This window comes from Sulfuriferula thiophila (assembly GCF_003864975.1).
GTDB classification, from domain to species: domain Bacteria; phylum Pseudomonadota; class Gammaproteobacteria; order Burkholderiales; family Sulfuriferulaceae; genus Sulfuriferula; species Sulfuriferula thiophila.
On sequence record NZ_BHGL01000022.1, the window covers coordinates 1 to 13,209 of the forward strand.

The following is a 13,209-nucleotide window of genomic DNA, read 5'->3' on the forward strand; positions in this document are numbered from 1 at the left end:
CCCACCTAAACACAAACTCGCTATGGCCGCTTAACCTCTACTTTTAACTGCGGTTATTAATGGGGGGATTACCGACGCGCGCATTTTTTCGGGCAAATACGACAAGAGTCAGGCTCAAAGATGAGTCCTAAAACTGAAAATCTGAACTATAAAAGTTCGGTATTAATTGAAAAATTCAGCTATTACAGAAAGCCTCAACACCACGACGAAGCTGCAATTGATGGCCGTTCAGATTCGGTAACAAAACCGCTTAGTAATGCAAAAAGAATCATCATTGCCAACAAAATTTATGGATCTGATGGCAATCCAAATGGGAATACCCAACCGGGAGATGGCTGGAAATTTCGCGGACATGGGTTCTTTCAATTAACTGGGTACGATAACTATCATGCTTTTAATAAAGAATATGCGCATTATTGGAACGGTAACGTAGACTTCATCTCCAATCCAGACTTAGTGATGCAATTTCCTTATTCATTACGATCGGCTGTTTGGTTCTGGATTGCAAATAACTGTGTTGCAAAGGCAGATCAAGGTGTCAACGATGCGGCAATTAACGCCGTAACGCATAAAATAAACTCTGGGATGGATGGCGCAAAAGAACGCCGTGATTACGTTAAAGTCGCTTATGCTGCATTCAAATAAGGAAATTTATATGAACCGTTTTTTACCTTTTTATGGAATGATGCTGTTGCTACTATCCGGGCTTCCTGCTCATGCAGAATTAAGAATTGATAATACCCAGAAATCAGCGTCAGTCTATTCAAAACTAAATAGCGTCACAGCATCCAGACAGCGATTTGACAGCGATAAATTTATTTACTCTACCTCTGAAGGTGCCTATTTAAGAGACCCATCAAATGCTAAAAGAAAATATACTTGGTTTGGGATCGACACTCCTGTAGAGGGCTCAAATTTTAGCTGGGTATTCGATGGCAAATCTTATCTTTCAAGTATCAACTCATACAATTTAGAAGAGCCACTCCCTGCCAGATGTAATGTAAATTTAAATCCGAATGCAAACTGCAATCTGCACGAGAACGGTGTGGTATGTCATCTTTTTTTATATGACAGCGAGACAGTTGATACCGTAGCTATCGTCCGGCTCAACATCAAACGTGACAACAATGAAATAAAGGGTATGCCTTCGTGTGATGGTGTTAATGCAATGGCAATCGCTAAAGAAGTACCAGACTCAATGTTAATTAGTCTGGAATATACCGATAGCTTGAGTCCTGATAGCACACCGTCAAAACACTCTACTACTGTTTTACTCCGCCTTACTAACCAAAACGGAAAGCTCAACTTCAAACAAGACGATAGTTGCCTAGGCAACCCCAATAAATATAAAAGCATTGCCGAGGCACGCAACGCGCTCAAGCAATGCTCCAGCAATTAGCATCCTGTGCCCCAGAGTAATCTCATCAATAAAAAATATTAAAAGTAACATTTTTTTATTAAGGAGATTACTTATTATTCAGACCCCCGGTATCCAGTCTGTCCCTGCCAATGGCAGTCTCGCCATCGCAGCCGCTTCGATCGTCATCGCGGCCAGATCTTCACGCTCCAGATGATGCACGTTCTGCTTGCCGCAGGCACGGGCCAGCGTGGTCAGTTCCATGTTCAGCGTTTTCAGGTAATTCTTCAGCCGCTTTGCACCCAGATCGGGCATCAAGCGTTGCGCCAACTGCTCGTCCTGAGTGGTGATGCCGACTGGACAGCGCCCAGTGTGACAGTGGTGACAATAACCCGCCGCTGTACCTAACTGCTCGTAATCATTGCAAGCGCTATGCACCACACCATCTAGCGTATAAGCATCATGATTGCAGCCCAGCGCATACAGCACACCCTGACCAATAGCCACTGCATCAGCACCCATCGCCAGTGCTTTGGCAACGTCGGCACCAGTACGTACACCGCCGGAAATGATGAGCTGCACTTTGCCCTTCATGTTCAGATCTTCCAGCGCATCAACGGCCTGACGCAATGCCGCCAGCGTCGGGATGCCAACATGCTCGATGAAGCAGGTCTGGGTGGCCGCCGTGCCGCCCTGCATTCCGTCCACCACGATAACGTCGGCACCGGCATGAACCGCCAGTTTAACGTCGTGGAAAGTGCGCGTGGCTCCGACTTTGACGTAGATCGGTTTCTCCCAGTCAGTCATCTCACGCAGTTCATGTATCTTGATCACCAAATCGTCCGGCCCAGTCCAGTCCGGATGTCGACAGGCGGAACGCTGGTCGATACCTTCCGGCAGGGTACGCATTTTGGCGACACGCGGTGAAATTTTCTGCCCCAGCAACATGCCGCCACCACCAGGTTTGGCACCCTGCCCGATGACGATTTCTATCGCGTCGGCACGGCGCACGTCATCCGGGTTGAAGCCATAACGCGACGGCAGACACTGATACACCAGCGTTTTCGACGACTGGCGCTCTTCTGCAGTCATGCCGCCGTCGCCGGTCGTGGTCGAGGTGCCCAGCTCGGTCGCAGCGCGCCCCAGCGATTCCTTGACGTTGGCCGACAGCGCGCCAAAGCTCATGCCGGCGATGGTGATGGGTATTTCCAGCTCTATCGGCTTGCTGGCGAAACGCGTGCCGAGGATGGTTTTGGTCGAACATTTTTCCCGATAGCCTTCCAGCGGGTAGCGTGATAATGAGGCGCCGAGCAAAACCAGATCATCAAAATTCGGTACGGCACGCTTGGCACCCATACCACGAATTTCATATAAACCATGAGTCGCCGCATTGTGGATATAGTCCATGATCTTGCGGTCGTAGCCGGCACTGCCTTCCTTGGCAATATGCTTGAGTATGTGTTCGTTATCGTTCATTTTGCGGCTCCTGATTTAATATTCCTGATTGGCATCAGCGTTCCAGTGATACAGACTTTTAGCCGATGCAACGCGCTTGAATTCATGCGCATCATATGTGTAGCCTGCTGCCGCCAGCAGTTCACCAACGGCTTGATAGTCGCTCTCAGTCATGTCCTCGATGCGAGCATCGGCACCCAGCGATTTAATCGTACCGCGCACATAAATCACGGCTTCATACAGCGAATCACCCAGCGCATCACCCGCATTGCCGCAGATCACCATGCGCCCGGCCTGCGCCATGAAGCCGGAAAAACTGCCAACTGAGCCGCCAACGACAATATCGCCGCCCTTCAGCGAAATACCGCAGCGCAATGAAGTATCGCCGTCCACCACCAGCAGCCCGCCATGAGCGGAAGCTCCTGCCGATACCGAAGCAAAACCCTTAACGTGCACCTTGCCCGACATCATGTTTTCCGCCACACCAGTGCCGGCATTGCCGTGGATGGTTACTATACCGTGCTTGAGCATCCCAGCCGCGTAATAACCAGCATGGCCTTCAATATCGACCGCAACGGGCGCACTCAGCCCGACAGCAATATTGTGCGCACCATCAGGATGTAATACGGTGACTTGTTTGATGCCTTGCGTGACTGCATCCTGATGCAGGAAACGGTTGAGATCGCGTAATGGCGTTGCCGCCAGATCAAAACTCAGGCTGTCCATACGTACATTTCCTCTGGGTTAGGTTCATAAATGTGGGCATTTTTCACATCCGGCAAATGCGCCAGCGAGCGAAATTCCGACGCGATAGCCACATAGTCATCGGTCTCGGCAACAATGGCTGGCTTACAAGCAAACGGATCGCGCACTAAAGCCAGTTTGTTTTCAGTACCAATCAAAAATGTGTAGAAACCATCCAGCTCTTCAAAACCTTTCTGTATTGCCGTTTCCAGCACATCGCCTTCACGCATACGCCACTCCAGAAAACGGCATGCGGCTTCGGTGTCGTTGTCGGTTTCGAAGTGGATGCCTTCGGTTTCCAGCTTGCGCCGCAGCCCGTAGGGATTCGATAGCGAGCCGTTATGCACCAGGCAGAAATCCTCGCCGGCAGTAAACGGGTGCGCGCGATCAGGAGTCACCGCCGATTCGGTCGCCATACGCGTATGCCCAACGGCATGACTGCCTTGCAAACCGCTAAAGCCATAACGTTGCGCCACTTCACTAGGCGTACCGATATCCTTATACAGATCAATAGCGCGGCCACACGACAGCACGTGCAGCGCCGGGAAATTTTCCTTAAGCCATTGCCTGACCGCCGCAGGTGCCAGCTCGGTCATTAGCACGGCATGGTTGCCGTGACCTTCACACTGTGCAGGCATACGCAGGTGTGCAAACAGTTGTTCTGCCAGCCCTTCCCAGTCGAAGCTGCTGGTGCCCGAATACAGGCTGTACTTATGCCCACTCGCCAGCGGTGCGCTGAACACGGCCAGACCCGCAGAATCCGGCCCGCGCTCAGTCATACCCACCATCATCGGCACCAGCATTTCGCCCAGCCGCGCACGTAACGCCGGCGTCTTGACGAGTAATCCTACAATTCCACACATCTCATTTCTCCTTGTTACTTAATACGGCGAGCGATCAATTAAATACAGCTATTTGTCCACGAAAGACACGAAAGGCACGAAATTTAAAACCCGACGCACATTTCTAAATATCCAGCTTTCAAAATTGATTTTTTCGTGTTTTTCGTGCTTTTAGTGGACAAAATGCTTTTCGCATATTCAAAAAAACTCGAGATAGCTGTTGATTTCCCACTCTGATACATGGCGCATGTACTCTATCCATTCCATGCGCTTGAGCTTGATGAACTCCTGTGCTACCGGGCCCAGTGCATCGCAGATAAGTTGATCGGCTTCAAGCGCAGCCACTGCTTCATGCAGACTTTGTGGCAATACGCCTATGCCTTTGGCGGTCAGCTCCTCTGCGCTCAGGTCATAGAGGTTGATATTCTGCGGATCGCCGGGATCAAGTTCACGTTCTATACCATCCAGCCCAGCAGCGATAATAGCGGTGGCGGCCAGATAAGGGTTTGCCGATCCGTCGGGCAGGCGTAGCTCGATACGGTCACCGGGGATACGCACCATGCTTGAACGGTTATTGTCGCCGTAGCTGATATAGGCTGGCGCCCATGTGGCGCCAGTCAACGAACGGCCTACCACCAGACGTTTATAGGAATTGACGGTCGGCGCGCATATCGCAGTAATCGCCGGGGCATGGGCAAGCAGACCGCCGAGGAAATGATAGGCCAGCTTCGACAGCCCAAGCTGGCGCGGATCTGCCGCATCGGCGAACAGATTGCTATGGCCGTCGGACAGCGACATATGCATGTGCATACCGTTACCGGGACGGTTAGCAAACGGCTTGGGCATGAACGAGCAGACCAGCCCCATTTCATTGGCGATCTCGGATGCTGCCATTTTGAACATGACGAAATTGTCCGCTGATTTCAGGCAATTGCTATAAGTGTAATTGACCTCGAACTGACCGTTGGCATCTTCATGGTCGATCTGGAACACATCGATATCGACCGCCTGCAATGCTGCTACCAGCTTTTCCAGATAGGCGCTGCTGCGGGTCAGGCTCTTGTAGTCGTAACACGGCTTGGCCAGCGTATCGCTGTCGTCAAACGGATGGATGGCACCGTGTTCGTCCCGCTTCAACAATGAAAACTCCGGCTCCAGCCCGGTATTCAGGGTCCAGCCCTTTTGCTTGAGCCGCTCTATCTGTTTCAACAGCACCACCCGCGAGTCATATTCATACGGCTGTTTGTTGACATGGCCGTTGCAGACGATGCGGGCAAAACCCGGCTGCCAGGGCACCAGCGACAGCGTGCCGATATCGCCAACGGCCATATAATCCGGGCCGTGCGGCGCTATGCCCAGACCCCAGATCGCAAATCCGGCAAACCCGGCACCCTGCTTGAGGATGTCTTCAAAATGATTCACCGGCACTGCTTTGGTCTTGGCCGCGCCGTGAATATCGACGAATTGCGCCAGCACAAATTTAATCTGGTGGGTTTCGAGAAAAGCCTTTGCCTCTGTCAAGTTCATTGCGATTTCCCTTTTAATATCAATTAATTGAAATACTGTTCAAACCCACTGCGCCACCGCCCAACTCACAGGCGATATCCAGCAGCGTGCGCCATAAATACTCACCGTAAGTTCCATCGCACCACACCCGGTAATACTCACCTTCCGGCATATCCACTGGCAGCACAGTCACGGGCACCCCGACCATAGTGGTGAGCACCAGAGGTCGATTGGCCTTGTCCAGCGTCATGAAATTGAAACTGCAGGTTTGCCGCAGCAACTGTTGCACCGCCGCGCCGGTCAGTATCAGCGCCGCATCCTGACGCAGCACCGGATAAACACCATGTGGTCCATCAGTCAGCATGGCTTGTATATGCTGTGCCGTCGCACCATCCAGTCCATCTTCAAACAGAAATTCACTATTACCCAGCCGCGCAATAAGACTGCCTCCGCTTAACGGCTCCCAGCTATTCACAGCAGGAACGGCTATTCCGTGCGTCTCTAACCAGGCTTTGCTGTGAGGTCCTTTAAGTCCGCAACGCCACAGGCAAGACACATCAGCAATCCCCAGCAGTTGCATGCGCTGGCTGTCACCGATATCAAACTGCAACGCGGTTGGCATGTCGTTGTACATACCCCACTCTGGTTGCAGCGTAGCAATCACGTCGTGGAACGGACTTTTGCGTAACGCATTCATAAGGCTGGCTCCTGAGCAGGATGTTGTTGTCGACTATTTTTGGGGTCATAGAATGGCGTTGGATGTATATGTGCGCTGACCATACTGCCGTCGCTTAAGCGGATGGAAATGACGCCGTTTTCCACAGCCAGATCGGGGCGTACAAACGCCATGCCGATATGGCGCTGTAAGCTTGGGCTCCAGGCGATACTGGTAATGCGTCCGGCGATATCGCCCTGTTCGATGATCAGATGGCATTCCTGGGGCACGGTACCACTGTGGCCGGCATCCAGCACAAACCCTACCAGTTTTTGCTGTAATGGCTGTTGTGCAACGATTTGCAGGCTGCGCTGGCCGATGAAGAATGGTTTGTCCATTTTCAGCGCCCAGTTGAGATTGGCTTGCAGCGGCGTGGTCAGACCATCCGTATCCTGCCCGATAATGATGTGGCCTTTTTCCAGGCGCAGCAGGCGTTGCGCCTCGACGCCGAAGGCATGCATGCCGTGAGGCCTACCGCTCTGCCACAGCGCTTGCCACAGCGCATTGGCGTACGCTGCCGGCACATGGATTTCATAACCCAGCTCGCCGACAAAACCGACGCGCATCAACCGCGCCGGGATACCCGCAACGCTCGTCTCGCGTATCCCCATGTAGGGGAATTCAACTAGCGACAAATCCAGTTCGGTAAGCGGCGCTAACACCTCAGCCGCCCTGGGACCGGCCAGATTCACTGCCGCCATCGCCCCGGTCAGGTTCACCAGGCCGCAATCAAGTTGCCACAGGGTATTAAGCCGGGTCAGTTCACGATAAATGGGCGCCGCGCCGGAAGTCGTGGTGGTGAAGTAGAAATGCTGTTCGCCCAGTCGCGCCACCACGCCGTCGTCGATGATTACCCCGGATTCGTCGCACATGATGGCATAGCGGGTCATGCCCACCTTGAGATTGGCGTAGCGGCTGATATAGACCCGCTCCAGGAATTCAGCCGCATCCGGGCCGTAAATTTCGATCTTGCCCAGCGTGCCAACGTCGATGAGGCCGACCTGATTGCGCACGGCGGAAACTTCACCACGTATACAATCAATACGGGTCTGACTTGGCTGAACGTAATACTCGGGGCGCTGCCAGATACCAGCAGGCATGAATACCGCACCAAGCTGCTGATGCTGGTAATGCAACGGTGTCAGGCGTTCCGGCGAGAATCCGCGCCCGGCAAGATGCGATAACGGCACCGGGTGGAAGAATGGCCGTGCCGTAGTGGTGCCGACCTGGCCCGGCGATTTGCCAGTCAGTCGCGCCAGTATGCGCAACGCATTCATGTTCGAATGTTTGCCTTGCGACGGCCCCATACCGACAGTGGTATAGCGCTTCAATAATTCAATATTATCAAAGCCTTCCTGCACTGCGTTCTCAAAGTCCTTTAGTTGCAGATCCTCGTCAAAATCGATGAAGTTCTTGGCTTTAGGGTGGGCAACGATGGGCCATGCATGAGATGGCGATTCGATTTCTTTAATCTCGATAGCGGTTGATACGCTGCCATAGCCGACATGTGCCGCTGCATCACGACCGGCACGCTCGCCATCGATGAATTTGTGTGCAGTGTCATAAACACCATTCACACGACCGCAGGCAAATACGCCCTGGGGCAGCACCTCCGGCACAAACTGCTGCACATCATCGGCAAAGCGCATACGGGTACCTGCCTGATATAGCAGATTGGCCGTCGGCGCCCAACCCACGCTCATGATGATGCCATCACACGGAATGCGCAGCGTGGACGCGGATTCAGCACCTGTCGCTTCATCAAACCGGCTAATAATCGCCGCGGCAACACCCTTGCCGCCAGCCATTGCCTCGGCCTCCAGTATGCAATGGCCGTGATAGATTTTGATCCCGCAGGCCTGTACCGCATCCTCCAGTTTGGTAGCTTGATGCTGACTGCGCAAATCCACCAGTGCAGCTACCGTCACCCCGTGCACAGCCATATCCAGTGCGGCACGGTAACCGTCCCCGTTAGCTGTCAATATCACCACGCGTTGCATCGGCCGAACGGCATAACGGTAAATCAGTCGCTGTGCGGCAGATGCCAGCATCACGCCAGGCAAATCATTATTGTGGAACACCGCTGGCTGCTCGAAGGCACCTGTTGCCACTACCACGCTTTTAGCACGCATCTTGGTTATCTTCTGCGCATCAACCAGCGGGATCCAGTGGTCGGCATAATAGGCAGAGGCGACCGTACTGGTGAGCAGGCGAATGCGCGGATGGCGGACTACACTATTCAGCAACGCAATCACTTGCGCATAAGCATCCATCTTGCCGCCACGCTGGTATGCACCAGAACCGCCAGCATGAGCATTCTCATCAACGATCACGACCTCGGCACCCGCATCAGCCGCCGCCAGTGCTGCACTTAATCCAGATGCCCCCGCACCGATCACCAGCACATCGCAAAAATCATAATCTTTGGGTGTACGCAGATGTGGCGTATTAAAATCCAGCTTACCCAAGCCGGTAAGACGCCGGAACAGACGCTCCCACAACGGAAACAGCGCCTTGGTATGGAAAGCCTTATAGTAAAACCCGACCGGCAGAAATTTTGCCAGATGATTCAGCCAGCGCCCGCGATCTGCCTGCAAACCGCCAAAGGTGTTTACGCTGCTCAATTGCTGTTGCGCGACCAATGGCTCGACGTCTGCGCGCACATTAAGACGCTGTCCGTCCTGCATCAACGCATTGATATCGTGATTGGCCAGCGACAAGATGCCGCGCGGGCGGTGGTATTTAAAGCTGCGACCAAGCATGCGCACATCGGCTGCCCATAACGCACTGCTGATACAGTCCCCGCGATAACCGCGATAGGGCTTGCCCTCGAACTGAAATTCGACCTCGGTACCGCGGTCTAACCATTCGCCAGATATCGGTTTAAGCCTCACGCTGCACCGCCTTGTAAACTTATTTCGCCAAAAAGAAAACTACGGAGCACCACATCGCGTGCGGTATCACGTTCAGCGATAAACCATGTGGTGGATGGGGTATGGCACCACCATTCAAATTTTATCCCGGGTGCACCGTTGCGATTGAACACGTAATCGGCCCATACGGCATCCGTTACCGTTTGCGCATCGGGCATGGGACGATATTCGCCGCCATAGGTAAATTCGCTGATAGGACGCTCGCCATTAATCGGACAGGTCAGGATTTTCATGGTTAATGCCCCACCGATGCAGCACCCTTCTCGCCCGTCAGCGCATATTGCGCGAAACGGGACAAAGAAAAGCCTTCAATCAGATCATGATTACGGTCATTGGCCAGCGTATACGCCATCGTCTTGCCAGAGATGGGCGTGGCCTTGAAGCCCCAGGTACCCCAGCCTGCGTCAAGATAAAACCCTTCAACCGGAGTTTTACCCATGATCGGCGCAAAGTCCGGCGTCATGTCGGCCATGCCCGCCCATTGCCGCACCACCTTGACGTGCGACAGAAACGGGAACATATCAAGCATGTGCGCAGACAAGCCCTCGACAAAGTCCAGCGTGGAACGGGTAGAATGCAATTCGTAAGGATCGAGCGATGCGCCCATTACCAGCTCGCCGCGTGCACTCTGGCTGACGTAGATATGCAAACTGCCCGACACCAGTATCGGATCCAGCCAGGGTTTCATTGGCTCGCTGACCATGGCTTGCAGCGGGTGAATATAGATCGGCGTGCGCAACCCGACCATGTCGGTAATACGCGGCGTCGAGCCAGCTACCGCACACAATACTTTAGGTGTAGAAATGTAGCCTTTGTCAGTCTGTACACCGCACACCTTGCCAGACTGCACATCAATACCGGTTACCTGAGTTTGCTGGTGGATTTCCACCCCGCGCATACTGGCGCCACGACCGTAACCCCACGCCACCGCATCATGACGGGCAACTGCGCCCGGTGCGTGATACAGCGCGCCTAAAATAGGCGAATGACCACCGCAACTGAGGTCGATTTGTGGGCTGGCCTTGCGTATTTCCTCAGGCCCGACCACTTCGGAATCAACGCCATAATGCTTGTTTACTTCGGCGCGCCAGCGCATGGTGCGCATGGCTGCATCGGTATGGGCAAGGGTGTAATGACCGCGCGTCGAATAAAACAGATTCAGATCAAAATCCTGCGACAGGTCCTTCCACAAATCGACGGACGCATCATAGAACTTCACCCCTTCCGGAGTCAGATAATTGGAACGAATGATCGTGGTATTGCGGCCAGTGTTACCACCGCCAATGTAGCCCTTTTCCAGGACGGCAATATTGGTCATACCGTGATCGCGGGCCAGATAATAGGCCGCCGCCAGGCCATGCCCACCACCGCCTATGATTACTGCATCGTAGGAAGATTTGAGCTTTTCAGGCTGCGCAAACATGCGTGGCTCGGGATGTTTTTTCGACAGCGCAAAACGTAAAAGTCGCCAGGGCATTATTGTTCCTTCACCTAAGAATTACAGTTTTGTTGCCATATACCAGCGCACGATCTTCCAGGTGGTAACGCAAACCGCGTGCCAACACTGCCTTCTCAATATCCTTGCCGTAACGCACCAGATCTTCGACCTGATCGGAATGGTTGATACGGATCACGTCCTGTTCGATGATCTGCCCCTGATCAAGGTCTTCAGTAACATAATGACAAGTCGCACCGATCAGCTTCACGCCACGCTCAAACGCCTGATGATAAGGTTTTGCGCCAATAAAACTGGGCAGGAAGGAATGGTGGATATTGATGATGCGCCCCGCATAACGCTGGCACAGCGCCAGATTAAGTATCTGCATGTAGCGCGCCAGTACCATCACATCGCCACGCGCCTCATCAAACAACTGCGCGACTTCTGCGTAAGCTTCATCCTTGGTTGCGGCAGTCACCGGCACATAGTGGAACGGAATGCCATGCCACTCCACAAAGCCGCGCAAGGTTTCGTGATTGGAGATCACACACGCGATATCCACATCCAGATCATCACTCTTCCAGCGCGAAAAAATATCGTATAAACAATGCTCCTGCTTCGACACCAGCAGCACCACACGCTTTTTTACTGCGGAGTCGGTGATACGCCACTGCATATCAAACTGTTCGGCGATAGGTGTAAACAGAATACGGAATTGCGCTATGTCAAACGGCAAGGAATCAGCCAGTATCTCCTGGCGCATGAAAAAATGCCGCGTGGTAGCATCGGCATGATGGCTGGCTTCGACTATCCAGCCGTTGTTGGCTGCAATGAAGCTGCTGACCGCTGCTACAATGCCCGTACGATCCGGGCAGGAAAGGCTTAGCGTATAACGTCGTGCATTGGGCATAATTACTTAACGGGTCCAAGAAGATTCATATTAAGAAACATTAGTGAATATTGTGCACACATGATTCACACAAGTCAACAATATTTCATGCTTTAATGCCAGCTATGAGATAATTAAAACCAGTTGAAATAAATACGGGATACTGCAATGGAGAAAAAAGAAGACACCAATCCGGATAACGAACTGGAACGATATCTGGGCAACGCCATCCGTGACTTACGGCAAAAGCATGGCCTGACCATTGCCGACGTCGCCGAGCGAGCCAGCATCAGCCGCGGCATGCTCTCCAAGATTGAGAACGGCCAGACCGCAACCAGTCTGGATACGCTGTCCAAGCTGGCACAGGCGCTGGGTATATCGCTGTCCACCCTGTTCAAGGGTTACAACATCCCCGAAGGCGGCGCGCAACACATCAAGAACGACAAAGGCATGCAGGTAGTCAGACGCGGCACCAAGCACGGCCACACCTACCAGCTGCTGGCTTACGATCAGGGACCGACCAAGCTGTTCGAGCCATTCCTGATTTCCATGGATGATGCCTCCGAGGTATTCCCTACCTTTGAACACCCGGGCACTGAGTTTCTCTACATGTTGCAGGGCAAGATCGAATACCGCCACGGCCAGCAGACTTACCTGCTGGAACCGGGCGATTCACTGACTTTCCGCGGCGAAGTCCCGCATGGCCCGGAACAACTGATCGAACTGCCGATCCGTTTCCTTTCCATCACCATCTACCCTACCCCCGCAGGCTAACCACAGATGACTGCATACCAGATCCAGGCCGCCAACTGCGAAGACATTCCGGCGTTGATCAAGCTGCTCGATACGCTATTCACCATCGAGCAGGATTTCACCCCCAATCACGCCGCGCAGCATAAAGGCCTGGACTTGCTGTTGCAACAAACCGACACAGCCTATATCGCTGTCGCAAGACACGCTGACGGCACAGCCATCGGCATGGCCAGCGCACAACTGGTGGTCTCGACAGCCGAAGGCGCATTTTCCGCATGGATAGAAGATGTGGTGGTAGATGCGAATTACCGCCAGCACGGCATCGGCTCAGCACTCTTAACCGACGTGCTGAACTGGGCCGCGATCAAAGGCGCCACCCGCGCTCAGCTACTGGCCGATATGGATAACACCCCGGCACTGGATTTTTATCAGCGCATCGGGTGGAAAATGACGCGACTGGTTGCGCATCGGTGTGGGTTGGTTAAACAGACGGAAGCATGAGACTAACGAAGCTGTATAAAAAGTATATCCATAACCGCATCATGCCGTGAACCAAATGAGATATCAAGGTCGAACT

The 13,209-nt window shown here is 53.1% G+C and carries 13 protein-coding genes; 4 read left to right on the forward strand and 9 right to left on the reverse strand.

The window, feature by feature from the left end; genetic code table 11:
* The first annotated feature begins 120 nt into the window (after positions 1-120).
* On the forward strand, positions 121-645 hold the full coding sequence (locus EJE49_RS08740; protein ID WP_124950070.1) for a glycoside hydrolase family 19 protein: 525 nt from the start codon (positions 121-123) through the stop codon (positions 643-645).
* Between the two features lie 10 nt (positions 646-655).
* Positions 656-1,399: a hypothetical protein gene (locus EJE49_RS08745; RefSeq protein ID WP_124950071.1), complete on the forward strand. Its 744-nt coding sequence runs from the start codon at positions 656-658 to the stop codon at positions 1,397-1,399.
* A 78-nt stretch (positions 1,400-1,477) separates the two neighbouring features.
* Here the strand turns inward: EJE49_RS08745 and EJE49_RS08750 are convergent, their stop codons facing one another.
* From EJE49_RS08750 to purU, 9 genes are all read right to left on the reverse strand, one after another.
* The gene (locus EJE49_RS08750) at positions 1,478-2,833 is read right to left on the reverse strand and encodes an FMN-binding glutamate synthase family protein (RefSeq protein WP_124950072.1); all 1,356 of its coding nucleotides are present in this window, start codon (positions 2,831-2,833) and stop codon (positions 1,478-1,480) included.
* Positions 2,834-2,848: 15 nt separating this feature from the next.
* Positions 2,849-3,538, reverse strand: a complete 690-nt coding sequence (locus tag EJE49_RS08755) for a GltB/FmdC/FwdC-like GXGXG domain-containing protein (protein ID WP_124950073.1) — start codon at positions 3,536-3,538, stop codon at positions 2,849-2,851.
* Positions 3,526-4,419 (reverse strand): class II glutamine amidotransferase domain-containing protein, encoded by an 894-nt coding sequence (locus EJE49_RS08760; protein ID WP_124950074.1) that lies wholly within the window; start codon positions 4,417-4,419, stop codon positions 3,526-3,528. The genes EJE49_RS08755 and EJE49_RS08760 overlap by 13 nt, the downstream gene beginning before the upstream one ends.
* 177 nt (positions 4,420-4,596) lie before the next feature.
* Positions 4,597-5,925 carry a type III glutamate--ammonia ligase gene (gene glnT, locus EJE49_RS08765; protein WP_124950075.1) on the reverse strand — a complete coding sequence of 443 codons (1,329 nt, stop codon included), beginning with the start codon at positions 5,923-5,925 and terminating at the stop codon, positions 4,597-4,599.
* Positions 5,926-5,944: 19 nt separating this feature from the next.
* Positions 5,945-6,601 (reverse strand): methylglutamate dehydrogenase, encoded by a 657-nt coding sequence (locus tag EJE49_RS08770; protein ID WP_124950076.1) that lies wholly within the window; start codon positions 6,599-6,601, stop codon positions 5,945-5,947.
* Positions 6,598-9,513 carry a glycine cleavage T C-terminal barrel domain-containing protein gene (locus EJE49_RS08775; protein ID WP_124950077.1) on the reverse strand — a complete coding sequence of 972 codons (2,916 nt, stop codon included), beginning with the start codon at positions 9,511-9,513 and terminating at the stop codon, positions 6,598-6,600. The genes EJE49_RS08770 and EJE49_RS08775 overlap by 4 nt, the downstream gene beginning before the upstream one ends.
* A complete protein-coding gene (locus EJE49_RS08780; protein ID WP_124950078.1) occupies positions 9,510-9,785 on the reverse strand; it encodes a sarcosine oxidase subunit delta in 276 nt (91 codons plus the stop codon). Before EJE49_RS08780 ends, EJE49_RS08775 begins: the two co-directional genes overlap by 4 nt.
* A gap of 2 nt (positions 9,786-9,787) precedes the next feature.
* Complete coding sequence (locus tag EJE49_RS08785) at positions 9,788-11,029, reverse strand: FAD-dependent oxidoreductase (protein WP_124950079.1); 1,242 nt, start codon at positions 11,027-11,029, stop codon at positions 9,788-9,790.
* 10 nt (positions 11,030-11,039) lie between these two features.
* A complete protein-coding gene (gene purU / locus EJE49_RS08790; protein WP_124950080.1) occupies positions 11,040-11,900 on the reverse strand; it encodes a formyltetrahydrofolate deformylase in 861 nt (286 codons plus the stop codon).
* A gap of 147 nt (positions 11,901-12,047) precedes the next feature.
* On the opposite strand from purU, the gene EJE49_RS08795 reads away from it, so the two are divergent.
* Positions 12,048-12,653 (forward strand): helix-turn-helix domain-containing protein, encoded by a 606-nt coding sequence (locus EJE49_RS08795; RefSeq protein WP_124950081.1) that lies wholly within the window; start codon positions 12,048-12,050, stop codon positions 12,651-12,653.
* Between the two features lie 6 nt (positions 12,654-12,659).
* The gene (locus EJE49_RS08800; protein WP_124950082.1) at positions 12,660-13,133 is read left to right on the forward strand and encodes a GNAT family N-acetyltransferase; all 474 of its coding nucleotides are present in this window, start codon (positions 12,660-12,662) and stop codon (positions 13,131-13,133) included.
* Positions 13,134-13,209 lie beyond the last annotated feature (76 nt).

Bases quoted from the DNA above. Each gene is read 5' to 3' on its own strand.
- EJE49_RS08740 (WP_124950070.1), top strand. From the start codon at position 121: ATGAGTCCTAAAACTGAAAATCTGAACTATAAAAGTTCGGTATTAATT.
- EJE49_RS08745 (WP_124950071.1), top strand. From the start codon at position 656: ATGAACCGTTTTTTACCTTTTTATGGAATGATGCTGTTGCTACTATCC.
- EJE49_RS08750 (WP_124950072.1), bottom strand. From the start codon at position 2,833: ATGAACGATAACGAACACATACTCAAGCATATTGCCAAGGAAGGCAGT.
- EJE49_RS08755 (WP_124950073.1), bottom strand. From the start codon at position 3,538: ATGGACAGCCTGAGTTTTGATCTGGCGGCAACGCCATTACGCGATCTC.
- EJE49_RS08760 (WP_124950074.1), bottom strand. From the start codon at position 4,419: ATGTGTGGAATTGTAGGATTACTCGTCAAGACGCCGGCGTTACGTGCG.
- glnT (WP_124950075.1), bottom strand. From the start codon at position 5,925: ATGAACTTGACAGAGGCAAAGGCTTTTCTCGAAACCCACCAGATTAAA.
- EJE49_RS08770 (WP_124950076.1), bottom strand. From the start codon at position 6,601: ATGAATGCGTTACGCAAAAGTCCGTTCCACGACGTGATTGCTACGCTG.
- EJE49_RS08780 (WP_124950078.1), bottom strand. From the start codon at position 9,785: ATGAAAATCCTGACCTGTCCGATTAATGGCGAGCGTCCTATCAGCGAA.
- EJE49_RS08785 (WP_124950079.1), bottom strand. From the start codon at position 11,029: ATGCCCTGGCGACTTTTACGTTTTGCGCTGTCGAAAAAACATCCCGAG.
- purU (WP_124950080.1), bottom strand. From the start codon at position 11,900: ATGCCCAATGCACGACGTTATACGCTAAGCCTTTCCTGCCCGGATCGT.
- EJE49_RS08795 (WP_124950081.1), top strand. From the start codon at position 12,048: ATGGAGAAAAAAGAAGACACCAATCCGGATAACGAACTGGAACGATAT.
- EJE49_RS08800 (WP_124950082.1), top strand. From the start codon at position 12,660: ATGACTGCATACCAGATCCAGGCCGCCAACTGCGAAGACATTCCGGCG.